General features: G+C 43.6%; 9 protein-coding genes. 6 read left to right on the top strand and 3 right to left on the bottom strand.

Annotation, left to right across the window (positions count from 1 at the left end):
• Window positions 1-251: 251 nt before the first annotated feature.
• The 6 genes from dnaK (at window position 252) to FXV91_RS17205 (ending at window position 9,948) form a co-directional block, all read left to right on the top strand.
• Window positions 252-2,102 (top strand): molecular chaperone DnaK, encoded by a 1,851-nt coding sequence (gene dnaK, locus FXV91_RS17230; protein WP_229391915.1) that lies wholly within the window; start codon window positions 252-254, stop codon window positions 2,100-2,102.
• 110 nt (window positions 2,103-2,212) lie between these two features.
• Window positions 2,213-3,382: a molecular chaperone DnaJ gene (gene dnaJ, locus FXV91_RS17225; protein WP_229391914.1), complete on the top strand. Its 1,170-nt coding sequence runs from the start codon at window positions 2,213-2,215 to the stop codon at window positions 3,380-3,382.
• Between the two features lie 527 nt (window positions 3,383-3,909).
• A complete protein-coding gene (gene trkA, locus FXV91_RS17220) occupies window positions 3,910-5,256 on the top strand; it encodes a Trk system potassium transporter TrkA (protein WP_229391913.1) in 1,347 nt (448 codons plus the stop codon).
• A 24-nt stretch (window positions 5,257-5,280) separates the two neighbouring features.
• On the top strand, window positions 5,281-6,711 hold the full coding sequence (locus tag FXV91_RS17215) for a TrkH family potassium uptake protein (RefSeq protein WP_229391912.1): 1,431 nt from the start codon (window positions 5,281-5,283) through the stop codon (window positions 6,709-6,711).
• Between the two features lie 298 nt (window positions 6,712-7,009).
• Window positions 7,010-8,365, top strand: a complete 1,356-nt coding sequence (trkA, locus tag FXV91_RS17210) for a Trk system potassium transporter TrkA (RefSeq protein WP_229391911.1) — start codon at window positions 7,010-7,012, stop codon at window positions 8,363-8,365.
• A gap of 152 nt (window positions 8,366-8,517) precedes the next feature.
• Window positions 8,518-9,948 (top strand): TrkH family potassium uptake protein, encoded by a 1,431-nt coding sequence (locus tag FXV91_RS17205; protein WP_229391910.1) that lies wholly within the window; start codon window positions 8,518-8,520, stop codon window positions 9,946-9,948.
• 695 nt (window positions 9,949-10,643) lie between these two features.
• Here FXV91_RS17205 and FXV91_RS17200 read toward each other — a convergent pair.
• From FXV91_RS17200 to FXV91_RS17190, 3 genes are all read right to left on the bottom strand, one after another.
• The gene (locus tag FXV91_RS17200) at window positions 10,644-11,867 is read right to left on the bottom strand and encodes a digeranylgeranylglycerophospholipid reductase (protein WP_229391909.1); all 1,224 of its coding nucleotides are present in this window, start codon (window positions 11,865-11,867) and stop codon (window positions 10,644-10,646) included.
• Window positions 11,864-12,040: a 4Fe-4S binding protein gene (locus tag FXV91_RS17195; protein WP_229391908.1), complete on the bottom strand. Its 177-nt coding sequence runs from the start codon at window positions 12,038-12,040 to the stop codon at window positions 11,864-11,866. The genes FXV91_RS17200 and FXV91_RS17195 overlap by 4 nt, the downstream gene beginning before the upstream one ends.
• A 584-nt stretch (window positions 12,041-12,624) precedes the next feature.
• Window positions 12,625-13,302 (bottom strand): TetR/AcrR family transcriptional regulator, encoded by a 678-nt coding sequence (locus FXV91_RS17190; RefSeq protein ID WP_229391907.1) that lies wholly within the window; start codon window positions 13,300-13,302, stop codon window positions 12,625-12,627.
• Window positions 13,303-13,775 lie beyond the last annotated feature (473 nt).

Below are 13,775 nucleotides of genomic sequence, written 5' to 3'. Positions count from 1 at the left end.
AACTTGAATTAATAGTTTAACTGAGAAGTAACTTGCTAATCTCTCTGACTAACTAATTTAACGAAATATTTAACTAAATAAAATAGAACTAATTACAGATTAACTGAATTTGAGAAGTATTTTTACCGGTTAATTTAACCAGAAATTTAACTCACTAGAAATTTACAAGACATTTAACTCACTAATCCAATAAGCAACCTAATCAAGTAATCTAACTATAATTAATTGATAATTAACTATGAGGATATAATATGGCAAAGATACTGGGTATTGACCTTGGTACTACTAATTCATGCATGGCAGTGATGGAAGGCGGGGATGCTGTCGTGATCCCGAACGCCGAAGGCAGCAGAACAACTCCTTCAGTCGTTGGGTTCTCTAAGAAAGGGGAGAAACTCGTGGGTCAGGTCGCAAAGCGGCAGGCTATCTCAAACCCTGAGAATACGGTCTATTCTATTAAAAGGCACATGGGAGAAGCCAGCTATAAAGTCACTCTTAACGGGAAGGCATATGCTCCGCAGGAAATTTCTGCGATGATCCTCCAGAAGCTCAAAACAGATGCAGAGGCTTATCTTGGAGAAACCATAAAACAGGCTGTTATTACAGTTCCTGCTTATTTCAATGATTCACAGAGGCAGGCTACAAAGGATGCAGGTTCGATTGCAGGGCTTGAAGTCCTCAGGATCATTAATGAACCGACTGCTGCATCCCTGGCTTACGGGCTTGACAAAGGAGACATAGACCAGAAGATTCTTGTCTACGACCTTGGAGGCGGAACCTTTGACGTATCCATTCTGGAACTCGGAGGCGGAGTATTCGAAGTAAAGTCCACAAGTGGGGATACGCACCTTGGAGGCGACGACTTTGACCAGCGCATTATTGATTACCTGCTTGCAGAATTCAGGAAAACGGAAGGAATTGACCTTTCCAAGGACAGGGCTGTACTCCAGCGCCTGAAGGATGCAGCTGAAAAAGCCAAGATAGAGCTTTCAGGCGTTGCCAGCACTAACGTCAACCTCCCCTTCCTTACAGTAGGCCCTGATGGGGACCCAAAGCACATGGATGTTGACCTGACAAGAGCCCAGTTCCAGAAAATGACTGAAGATCTCCTGGAAAAGACCCTTGTATCTATGCGCCGTGCACTCAGCGATTCAAAGTTTACAGCAAATGACCTTGACAAAGTGATTCTTGTCGGAGGCGCAACAAGAATGCCTGCCGTGGTTGAACTTGTGGAGAATTTCACAGGCAAGAAGCCATACAAGAATATCAACCCTGACGAGGCAGTTGCAATCGGCGCAGCCATCCAGGCAGGAGTCCTGGGCGGAGAGGTAAAAGATGTCCTTCTGCTCGATGTCAATCCTCTTACCCTGGGTATCGAGACCCTTGGAGGCATTGCAACCCCGCTCATCCAGAGGAATACAACCATTCCTACTAAAAAGAGCCAGATCTTCTCAACTGCTGCTGACAACCAGCCCTCAGTCGAGATCCATGTCCTGCAGGGAGAGCGCGGAATCGCTTCCGAAAACAAGACCCTGGGCAGGTTCACCCTTGACGGCATACCCCCGGCTCCTAGAGGCATTCCTCAGATTGAGGTTACCTTTGACATTGACGCAAACGGTATCCTTCACGTGGGTGCAAAGGACCTGGGGACAGGCAAGAATCAGTCCATTTCTATCCAGAAACCCGGCGGACTTTCTGATGCAGAAATCGAGCGCATGGTCAAGGATGCGGAACTGCATGCAGAAGAGGACAAAAAGCGCAGGGAAGAAGTCGAGACAAGAAATAACGCCGAAGCCCTTATCAATGCCTCGGAAAAGACTATCAAGGAAGCCGGAGATCTGGCTACCGAAGACCAGAAGTCAAAAGTCAATGCTGCAATCGAAGACCTGAAGAAAGCCCTTGAAGGCAAGGATGCCGAAGAGATTAAAGCAAAGACAGAAGCTCTTCAGGAATCGGTATACCCGATTTCGACAGCTATGTATCAGAAAGCCCAGCAGGCTCAACAGGCTGCAGGCGAAGCAGGAAGCACTGATGCGAGGGGCCCTGATGAGACAGTCGTTGACGCCGACTATGAGGTAGTTGACGACGAAAAGCGTAAGTAATTAAAGAGAATTAACACTAACAAAAAGCGCCTGATAATTTGCAGGCATGACCGGAAACCTGCTTGCAGGTTCCGGGTTTTTATCCTTTTTTAAAACAACAGGGAATCCTGATGGCTACCACACGTGATTATTACGAAATTCTCGGATTATCCAAAGATGCTTCAGTCGAGGATATAAAGAAGACTTACCGGAAGCTTGCACTGCAGTACCATCCTGACAGGAACAAGGAAGCCGGGGCTGAGGAAAAATTCAAGGAAATATCCGAGGCTTACGCCGTTCTTTCAGACACTGAAAAACGTGCTCAGTACGACCGCTTCGGGCATGCCGGAATCGATGGTCAATACAGTGCAGAGGACATTTTCCGGGGCGCGGACTTTGGCGGGTTCGGAGACATTTTTGAAATGTTTTTCGGAGGCGGCAGAAGAGGAGGTCCTATGGGGCCGAGGAGAGGTTCAGACCTCCAGTACGACCTCTACATAACCTTCGAGGAAGCTGCTTTTGGAGTTCATAAAGATATTGATATTCCAAGGACAGAAAGATGTTCTGCCTGCTCGGGAACAGGAGCAAAGGAGGGCACAAGCCCAAAGCGCTGCCCTACCTGCGGCGGCACAGGGCAGGTTCGCACCACCCGTTCAACTTTGGGAATGCAGTTCGTGAGCACCACAACCTGCAGTACCTGTCACGGCAGAGGTCAGATAATTGAGTCCCCATGCCCGGTCTGTAGCGGTGCAGGCAGAGTCCGGAGCAGAAGGACAATAACAGTCAATGTCCCTGCAGGAGCAGACTCAGGCATGACCCTCAGGCTCAGCGGAGAAGGGGATGCAGGAGAACCAGGGGCGCCTTCCGGAGACCTTTATATAATTATCCATGTGATGGAGCACAGGTACTTCAAGCGGGTCGATTACGATGTAATCTCCGAACTGTCAATACCATTCACCCAGGCTGCACTCGGGGCGGATGTTATGGTTGATACCCTCTACGGCCAGGTCAAAATGAACATCCCTGCAGGTACTCAGACCCATTCCGTCTTCAGACTCAAGGACAAAGGCATACAGCACATTCACGGGCACGGTAAAGGAGACCAGCTCGTAAGAGTAATAATCAAGACCCCGACAAAACTTACTCAGGAACAGAAAGAGCTTCTTCGCCAGTTCGAATACCTGAGCAATGGAAAGAAGACTGAAGGAGACGAAAAGAGTAAAGCTGAGAAGCAAAAGAGCGAGAAATCCAGAAAAAGCAAAGGGCTTTTCGAAAAAGTAAAAGATGCCTTTGAGGGTTAAGAAAGCTCTGGCCCGGTTTTCACTCATTTATCGGTATTACTAATATCTTTCTATCCTTTTTTCCTTTTTTCGAGAATAATTTTTCTTAGAGAATTCTTTTTTAGTTAGATTTTTTCCTGAACGGAAGCTCGAAAACATTTATATATACCTGTTTAATTCTATGGCTAAGAATCGTATTTGATATGCAAAAGCATAGGTTTGAGAATTCTGGTTTGCAAAACGTTTAATTTCCAGAGATGGTAAATACGCTGATAAACTTTGCTACAAATAACCGAGTATCAGGCAGCATCTTACACTTCAATATTTTGCCTGGTATTTTTTTAATGTTTATTTTAGCTTTGATTACTTTTATTTTGACTGCTTTCAAGTCAGTTATTTTTGTTTTGAATTTTGTCGCCTCAGTTATTTTTATATTGAGTCTTTACTCCTTGATTAATTTTAGTTTAATCAATCCTATGCTCATGGATTCTGGTTCAATATATTCCTATAGTGCAGATTCATTAAAAACAGTTTTTTGAGGGTGTTCTATGAAGGCTGTAATTATTGGTGCAGGGGAAGTAGGCTATCACATTGCAAAAGCCCTCTCTCCTAAAAATGATGTGGTAATTATAGAGAAAGACGAGGAAGCGTCAAAAAGGGTAGATGAACTTGACGTGCTCGTAATTGAAGGAAATGGTGCAAACGCTGATATCCTTTCAAAAGTCCTGCAGAATGCTGACCTTCTCGTGGCTGTTACAGGCGTTGATGAGATCAACATTGTTGCCTGCATGACCACCAAGCTGATCACAAAGAGCAAACCCGGCTGGAAGGATACTAAGACCATAGCAAGAGTTAGTAATCCCGATTATATAGATTCGCCAGTTACATCAAGAGCTCAGGTTGGCGTTGACCTTATGATCTGCCCTGAGCTTGCGCTTGCCTCGGAAGTTGCTGATGTACTCTCAAGCCCCTCAGCAATAGATGCAGAAATGTTTGCCGAAGGAAAAGTAAAGATGACTGAGTTTGCAATAAATCCGGAAAGCAGACTTGTGGGAAAGCAGATGCAGGACCTTCAGCTTGCTGACTGTTGCATTGTCAGCGCGGTTTTCCGCGAAAACGAAATAATAATTCCTCACGGAGACGATTTGATCAAGGCAAATGACCACATGGTAGTTGTGGGCAAGCCTGAAGCTATGGAAAACCTTGAGAACGTTTTCGGGAGCCAGGTACCCCACAGAAACAGGATTCTCCTTATTGGCTGCGGAATTGTAGGTTTCTATCTGGCAAAACTGATCGACAGAGAAGAAAACGCGGACCTGAGGATCATTGAGAACAGGAAGAGCCGCTGCATAGAAGTGGCTGAGATGCTGGAAAACGCCCTTGTGCTCAACGGGGACGGCACTGATGTCAGCCTTCTCAGGGAAGAAAATATTGAGGATATGGATGTTGTTGTTGCAGTTACGGACAGCGATGAAAAGAACCTTCTCTGCGCTCTTCTTGCAAAGCAGCTAGGAGCAAAGAAGGTGATTGCAAGAGCTGACCGCTCGGATTACCTTCCTCTTTTTGAGATGGTCGGGATAGATATGGCTGTAAGTCCCAGGGAAGCAACCGTAAACGAAGTCCTCAAACTTACCATGGGAAAAGGCATACAAACGCTCACTACTATCGAAGGCGAGAAAGCCGAAATCATAGAATATACGGCTTCTGAGAAGTCTAAGGTTGTCGGCAAGCCTTTAAACAAAGTAAAATTCCCTAAAGGAGCTCTCATTAACATGGTAGTACGCGGAAAAGAAACTATAATTCCAAGGGGGGATTTCGTTGTCAATAACGGAGACCGTGTAGTTATTTTCTCCATGGCCTCTGCGGTTTCTGAAGTTGAAAAGTTTTTCAGGTAAGTTTTCTAAGATCGGAGTAATTTTATGGATAATAAAGTCGTTTTTAATGCATTGGGGAAGATTATCATACTTCTTGCTTTTACAATGCTCGTTCCCCTTTTAGTAGCTTTATACTATCGGGAGCCTCTGGAACCTTTTATTGTCTCTATTTTCGTAACTCTTCTTGCTGGTTTGCTTCTTACACATATCAAAAGTAGTGTTGAATGGCAGCAGAAAGAAGCTCTTGCCATTGTGGCTCTGGCCTGGCTTGCAGCAGCTATTTTTGGCGGGATTCCTTTCCTTTTTGAGGGAGTCTCTTTTCTTGATGCCGTGTTTGAAACAATGTCGGGTTTTACTTCAACGGGTTCGACAATTCTTGTGGATATAGAGAGTTATTCCAGGAGTCTCCTTTTCTGGCGGTCTTTTACCCAGTGGCTTGGAGGCATGGGAATTATCGTGCTCTTCGTTGCTATCCTGCCCAAACTAGGAGTTGCCGGTCGCCAGCTTTTCAGGGCCGAGGCTCCGGGTCCCACCGAAGATAAACTGAAACCGAGAATAAAAGATACGGCAAAGATCCTGTGGGCGCTTTACGTCCTTATCTCTGCTATTGAGGTTGTGGCTCTGATGCTTGCCGGAATGTCCCTTTACGATGCCCTTACGCATACTTTTGCAGGCATGGCTTGCGGGGGCTTTTCTCCTTACGGAGCCGGAATCGAAGCTTTTGGAAGCCCTCTTATCGAGTTTATTCTTACGTTTTTCATGTTTGCGGCCGGGGCGAACTTTGCTCTCTACTACCGGGCTATCAAAATTGATAAGGACCTCCTGTTCAAAGACGAGGAATTCAGGGTTTATACCTATATTCTTCTGGGATTTTCAGGCTTGCTCACCCTCGTTCTGTACAAAGATATGGAATTTTCTCTCTTCAATTCTTTCCGCTATGCCATATTCCAGATTACCTCTATCATGACAGCTACGGGCTTTGCTTCAACTGATTTTAACCTGTGGAAAGATTCGGCAAAGATTTTGGTTTTTGCAGTCATGTTTATAGGAGGCTGTGCAGGTTCTACAGGAGGCGGCATGAAAGTCGTGCGTTTTATGCTGATGTTAAAGTATGCGAGGAGAGAATTGTTTAAATTTATTCATCCGAGACTTGTCAGCCCTATCAGATTTAATAACAAAGCAGTACCGGATGATGTTTTACAGTCCATACTTTCTTTTGTTGTGATCTATATATCAGTTTTTATTTTCAGTGCGGTACTCCTGACTTTGCTTGGAGTCGACATGATCAGTTCTGCCACAGCTTCGATCGCTACTCTTGGAAATATAGGGCCTGGCTTTAATGTCGTCGGACCCATGGCAAACTTTGAAATGCTTCCTCCCCTGGGAAAAATCGTCCTGATTAACAATATGTGGGTCGGAAGGCTTGAGGTTTATACTGTGCTGGTGCTCTTTACAAGTGATTTCTGGCACTCCTGAATGAGAACTTTTACCGGTAAATTCCTACAGGTAAACTCTCACATACTAAAAAAACAGATATCTCTGAACTTTTTCAGACTCTGTTTTTCCCCAGATATTCAGGTTTTTAACTTCCATTTCCCATCTGTGTATATGCTTTGGATCTTATTAATCTTAATTTTTTATTTTTTTGTTTGTTATTAATTCTACCACTACACCATTTATTAGAAATCCGCCCATTTACGTTTTTTTTCTCCAAAGACTACTTAAGCAAGCAGGGTAATCTATCTGGAAATAGTCTTTTCTTCGAGGGAATCTTATGAAAGCAGTGGTCATCGGAGCAGGAGAAGTTGGATATCATATCGCAAAGTTTCTTTCCCTCACACATGATGTGATTGTTATCGAAAAAGACGAAGACGCCCTGAGAAGGGCGGATGAGCTTGATGTTCAGGTCGTGGAAGGAAACGGTGCAAATGCCGATATTCTTGCAAGTGTCCTTTCCAATGTGGATATTCTCGTGGCTGTCACCGGGGTTGATGAAGTTAACATTGTTGCCTGTATGACCGCAAAATTGATCATAAGGTCCCATCAAGGCTGGAGAGAAACAAAAACTATTGCAAGAGTTAGTAACCCTGACTATATTGATGTGCCTGTTACTTCCAGAGCTCAGGTTGGTGTGGACATTATGATCTGTCCTGAACTCGCTCTCGCCTCGGAAGTTGCAGAGGTTCTTTCAAACCCTTCTGCAATAGATGCGGAAATGTTTGCAGGAGGTAAAGTCCAGATGATGGAATTTGCCATCCGCCCCGATAACAGGTTTGTAGGAAAGCATATGCAGGACCTCAAGCTTGACGACTGCTGTATTGTCAGTGCGATTTTTCGGGAAAAAGAAATAATCATCCCTCGAGGGGACGATTTAATCAAAGCAAATGACCACATGGTAATTGTGGGCAAGCCCAGAGCCATGGAAAATCTCGAGGGCATTTTCGGGAACGAAGAACACCACAGAAATAGAATTCTCCTTATTGGCTGCGGAATTGTAGGCTTTTACCTTGCCAAGATTATTGATAAGGATGAAAATGCGGATCTCAAGGTCATTGAGAACAGAAAGAGCCGCTGCATAGAAGTAGCCGAGGTACTGGAGAATGCCCTTATACTAAACGGGGACGGCACTGATGTCAGCCTTCTCAGGGAAGAAAATATTGAGGATATGGATGTTGTTATTGCAGTTACGGACAGCGACGAAAAGAACCTTCTCTGCGCTCTTCTGGCAAAGCAAATGGGCGCCAAAAAAGTGATTGCAAGAGCTGACCGTTCGGAGTATGTACCTCTTTTCGAGATGGTGGGAATCGATATTGCAGTAAGCCCGAGGGCAGCAACCGTAAACGAGGTCCTCAAACTTACAATGGGGAAAGGCATAGAGGCCCTTGCAACTCTTGAGGGCGAAAAAGCCGAAATTATCGAATATACGGCATCCAGTCAGTCAAAAATTGTAGGAAAACCGCTCAACAAGGTCAAGTTTCCCAAAGGTGCAATCATTACCATGGTTGTCCACAAGGATGAGGTCATTATCCCCAGAGGAGAGTTTGTCATCCGGGAAGGTGATAGAGTCATTGTTTTTGCTCTATCTTCCGCTGTCCCGCACGTTGAGAAATTATTTGTAGTCAAATCCTAAAATAATTCACTAATTTCAAATGAAAACTCCGATGTTTCCGTGGTATAACGCATCTTGGGAGTTAAGTGTAAATATCTACGTCCGAAACTATAAGTAAGGAATAAATACGAATACATTGAAAGGGTCATAAGCTGCAAAAACAGAGGATCGGCATGAATATTAAGATTGTTTTTTATGTGCTTGGCGGTTTACTCAGGCTTCTCGGGATGCTCATGGTTGTTCCTCTCGGAGTCTCGTACTATTACGGGGAAAATCTGACACCTTTTCTTGTGTCTATAGTAATAACCGTCCTTACAGGTTTAATCCTGCTTTCCTATAAAACCGACGAAGACTGGATGCGCAAAGAAGGCTTTGCGATCGTTGCCCTGGGTTGGCTTGCTGCTGCGGTTTTCGGGGCAATACCTTTCGTCCTGGAAGGAATTTCCCCCCTCAATTCTCTTTTTGAATCCATGTCGGCTTTTACCACTACTGGTTCGACAATCCTTACTGATATAGAAAGCTATCCTAAAGGCATTCTCTTCTGGCGGTCCATGATGCAATGGCTGGGCGGTATGGGAATTATTGTGCTGTTCATTGCTATCCTGCCCAAACTTGGAGTTGCCGGACGACAACTTTTCCGGGCTGAAGCCCCGGGCCCGACAGAAGATAAATTGAAACCAAGAATAAGGGAAACCGCAAAGATTCTGTGGATGGTCTATTTTGTAATCTCATTCGTGGAGGTTATTGCTCTCTTGCTTGCAGGACTTTCGCTATATGATGCAGTAACTCACACGTTTACTACAATGGCCTGCGGAGGTTTCTCGCCTTATGGGCTGAGCATTGAAGCCTTTAACAGCCCTCTTGTTGAATTCATAATAACTTTTTTCATGTTCATCGCAGGCGCAAACTTTGCCCTACATTACAGGGCGATTTATGTTGACAAGGACTTCCTTCTTAGAGATGATGAATTCCGCTTCTATACAGCCCTCACCCTTGCAGCAACCGGGCTTTTGACTCTCCTGCTCTATCGCGACCTTGGTACAGGTCTTTTTGACTCTTTCAGGCTTTCGATCTTTCAAGTAGTTTCCATTATGACAACTACCGGGTTTGCCACAACGGATTTTAACCTCTGGTCCGAATCTGGTAAAATGGTGCTTCTCCTTGTTATGTTTGTTGGCGGTTGTGCCGGCTCTACAGGCGGAGGCATTAAGGTTGTGCGCGTCCTTATGCTCCTCAGACACGGAAGAGTAGAACTTTTCAAGGCCCTTCATCCGAGAGCCGTAAGAAGTGTAAAATTCAATAATAAAAATGTGCCAGACGAGGTTATAAACTCTATTTTCTCTTTTGTGGTGATCTACCTTCTTATTTTTATCTCAAGCGCACTTATCCTCTCGGTGCTGGGTATGGATATTATAAGCTCTATCACTGCCTCCATAGCTACTCTCGGGAACGTAGGTCCAGGCCTTAATGTGGTAGGCCCGATGGGTACTTTTGACCCGATCCCTCCTCTCGGAAAATTAATCCTGATAGCAAATATGTGGATTGGACGGCTTGAAGTCTACACTGTAATTGTGCTCTTTACGCCGGAGTTCTGGAACAAATAATTTTCAGTAATACCCCTTTTCAGCTTCAAGCAAAAATGGAATGAAGAGTTAACTGAGCGAAGCTGGACAGCAATTCCTGACCAGTCAGTTGATATTTACGAATATGCGAAAATACATATTTTTATGTCCTCTCCCGCACCTCGGAGAGCTACAGCCGCCCTGCCATGATAGATGCTACGGAGAAACTACATTCCATGGCAGAAAAGCAATTTCTTATCCCCGGAAACTGCTTTTCAACTCACACTTATAAAATACTCTGCCAGCTTATCTGACGGTTCGTCAAAAAAGAAGTAAAAATAAAGATGAAAAAGAGTGTTTTGCGCAGTAATATCTTTAATTTAGTCCTCTTGAGCGAAGCGAAAAGGACAGCGTACTGTTGCGATTACATCGCAACTCCCAGAAAATCTCTGATTTCCTGTGATCCCGAAGCGCAATTCGGGAAGTAAAATCTGTGATTTTATAAATTAGTCCGCTTGAGCGAGCGAAGCGAGTGAAACAGACCTCGTGCTGTTGCACTTGCAGTGCAACTCCCAGAAAATCTTCGATTTCCTGTGATCCCGAAGCGAAACTCGGGAAGTTAAGATTACGTGAAAAAATTCGGGTAACCTGGGAAAAGTAAAATTTAGAGAAAGAATTTTTCCTTTAAAAGGCCTCAAAAAAGAACAATAGAAAAAAAGATGCCTGTTTTTCAGGCATTATGTTCTGTTCTTTATTACTTCTTTTGCTGCATCCTTAAAAAGTATGCGAAGATCCCAGAGCAGCTTTTTATTGGCTTTGAAGAGAGCCTGTAACAGATCCAGGAGGCTCATTCTCTCGAATTTTACGTCTTTTAATGAATGAGCAAGCGAGTCAAGGTCATCGTCGGAAAGGTTGATAAAGCAGTTCTTAACGATAAGGCTCATGTCAATGTCATGTCCTATTGTAGCTCTCCACCTTTTTTCATAGACCTCTTCAAGCTTTCCCAGTGAGACATCTCCTGCGGATATAGCTGTGTAAGCAGCTTCTCCAGCCATCTTACCTGCATCCATGGCGTTGAGAATCCCTCCGCCTGTAATAGGGTCTGACTGACGTGCAGCGTCTCCTATAAGCATCAGCCCGTTAGCTGAAGTTTTCTCGATGCTGCCTGACACCGGGACTCCGCCGAAAACCATCTCAACTATCCGGGCATCCGGAAACCTTTTCTGCAGGAAATCGTTCAGATGGTCGACCGGTCTCTGTTTGAATTTCCCCATCTTACTTCCCAGAATTCCGATTCCCACATTGGCTTTTCCTTCTCCTTTAGGAAATATCCAGACATACCCCCCGGGTGCGATCTCATTTCCTATGTAGAACTCACAGTGCTCCTGGTCTATATCCGTGCCTGCGATAAGGTACTGGGCACAGGTCTCGATATCTACGGGTTTCAGGGCTGTGTCAATCCCTGCCCACCTGCCCACCTTTGATTCGACTCCATCAGCCCCTATTACTATTTTGGCACGCACATCGTACTCTTTCCCGAGATGCATGAGCCTGGCCCCTTTTACGAAATCGTCTTCAATGATAAGACCTGTAGCTCTTGTCTTTACCCTGACCTCAGCTCCGGCCTTCGCAGCCTGCTCCGCAAGGGCACGGTCAAAGACCTTTCTCTCGAGTACATAGCCGACCTCTCCTCCGGAGAGTTCCTCAGCCATCTCTATTTTTGTACCGTCCGGAGAGTAAATACAGGAACCTTTAAGGTCAGCACAGATCCACCGTTTGTCGATCTCTAGATGTTTTTTAAGAAACTCTTTGTTTACGCCTTCGGCACAGCGTACAGGATCACCTATTTCCTGGCGTTTTTCAATTAAAAGTACATCAAGCCCTTTCTCAGCTGCTGTTTTAGCAGCAATGGAGCCTGCAGGGCCGGCTCCTATCACCAGAACATCATACATGTCCTTCATTTCATTACCTCAATTGCTCCTACAGGGCAGATGCGATCGCATATCCCGCACACGATACAGACATTTTCATCTACTTCAATCCAGGTTTCCACAAGTTCGAGTGCTCCTTTAGGGCAGACTCCCACACAGGCCCCACAATATCCACATTTATATCTGTTTATGTTGATGCTCACCAGCTCACCTGTAACTTTTAAAGGTAAATCATGATCTTTAACAGCAGACACAATCTCTTGCAAATAATTTGGCGAGAATCGAAAGACTCACCAATATAATGCCGCATTATTTAAACTAATGACTTTTATATAATTCCTGAATATCTCTTTTTTGATTACAATGCTTTCGGAAATAACATTCTGTTAATAAATCTTTTCTGGCTCTTAAGATCTATTTACTATTACTTAAATTTCTTTTTGAGAAAGGTAATCTTCGAATTCAGATCTATCTGCTTAATATAATTTATTTTTTCGAATCAGTTTCCACAATTATTGTATTTATGTACTTTAAAGTTATTGGCTACTGTGCCAATGCACTCATTATAGAATTCTCCTTCAGTTACCTTTATGATACATTTCATTATTAACCCGTAGTATATTTTTTAGTATGTTAACTCTCTTCAGAAAGCAATATTTGATGCAATCGCTTTAGTATAAAATTATTTATGATATATCTTCACAAATTATATTTTTACCTTCGAAGAAAATTCTATTAATTTATACTAAGTAGGAGGCTTCTGTTCCTTAAAACTCATGCCCTGGATCTATATACCTTTTTTCGTAATATTATTTGCCAGCAGGTCAATAAAAGTGTCCATAACTTCAGGAAAATCGTCTTTCTCGATTTCGTTCCTGAAATGGAGAAGGGAAAGGACGGCCTGTGTGGTTGCGGCAAGGATCCTGGCAGGTTTGTCAATAAGAAGCCCGGCGGCTGCCCACTCTTCAAAAAAAGGAAGAATTATTGACACATTGTTTCTACGAATATTTTTAATTTCTTCCTCAGAGGACCGGGAAATTATCAGCTCAAGATGTTCTTTCTCGATTAAAACTTTTCTCCAGATTGGGTGATTATCCACAACATGCAAAACATACCAGAGATAAGCCCTGATAGCTTTATCAGGTTCAGACCTATATTTCAGGAAGGAACTTTCTAGTATGCTGTCCTTTAAAACTTCCTGCTCCTCTTTAAAAATCTGGAGAAAGAGATCCTCTTTGCTATTAAAAAAAGAATAGAAAGAACTCTTTGAGATTCCCAGACCTTCGGTAAGATCCTCAATGCCTGTTTTCTTAATCCCGTATCTGGCAAAGCAGTCCTTTCCGCGATCCATAATTTTTCTTCTTATGACCTCTCTTTCTTCATCTGTAAAAGATCTCACAGGCTCACCTATCCTGGGAATAGCCTTCCCGAATTTTGCTGATTCCATAAAATCGAGCTTATCCATTCAAGAATTAAAGACTATTAGTATCAATGAATCATTCGTTTTTTCGTTCATAGTTTAATAAAGATGATTTATTTAAAATTTTGGATAGAAAACCTGAAAAAAATGATTTTTCACGTCTATTTATTGCTTTTCACTATTTTTTCAAGCCTCTTTTTCGTTCTACTTCACTCTCTCCTCTACTTAGTTCTTTTTTTGAAGAGCCGCCAGACAGACTGGTTGAGGGCCTTACCATGTGAATTGAATACCGGTTTGCAGATTAAGGGCAGTATTTGTCCGGACTGAAAACTGGTTTGCAGATTAAGAATAATTTATTTGAGGCAGGTCGACTACAGCCACGTGAGGCGCGGACAGAAAAAAACGGAAATTCGATTTTGTAAAAGGGGAGAAAAAAGAGCCATAAGATAAAAGAGAAAATGAAAGCAAACAGAAGAAAGAATTTATAATTTCAGACTTCCGTAGCTATGCAAATAAAG

It is taken from the genome of Methanosarcina sp. DH2 (genome assembly GCF_020804225.1).
Lineage (GTDB): Archaea > Halobacteriota > Methanosarcinia > Methanosarcinales > Methanosarcinaceae > Methanosarcina.
The sequence above is the reverse complement of the archived record's forward strand: the minus strand, read 5'-3'. Positions and strand labels throughout refer to the sequence as shown.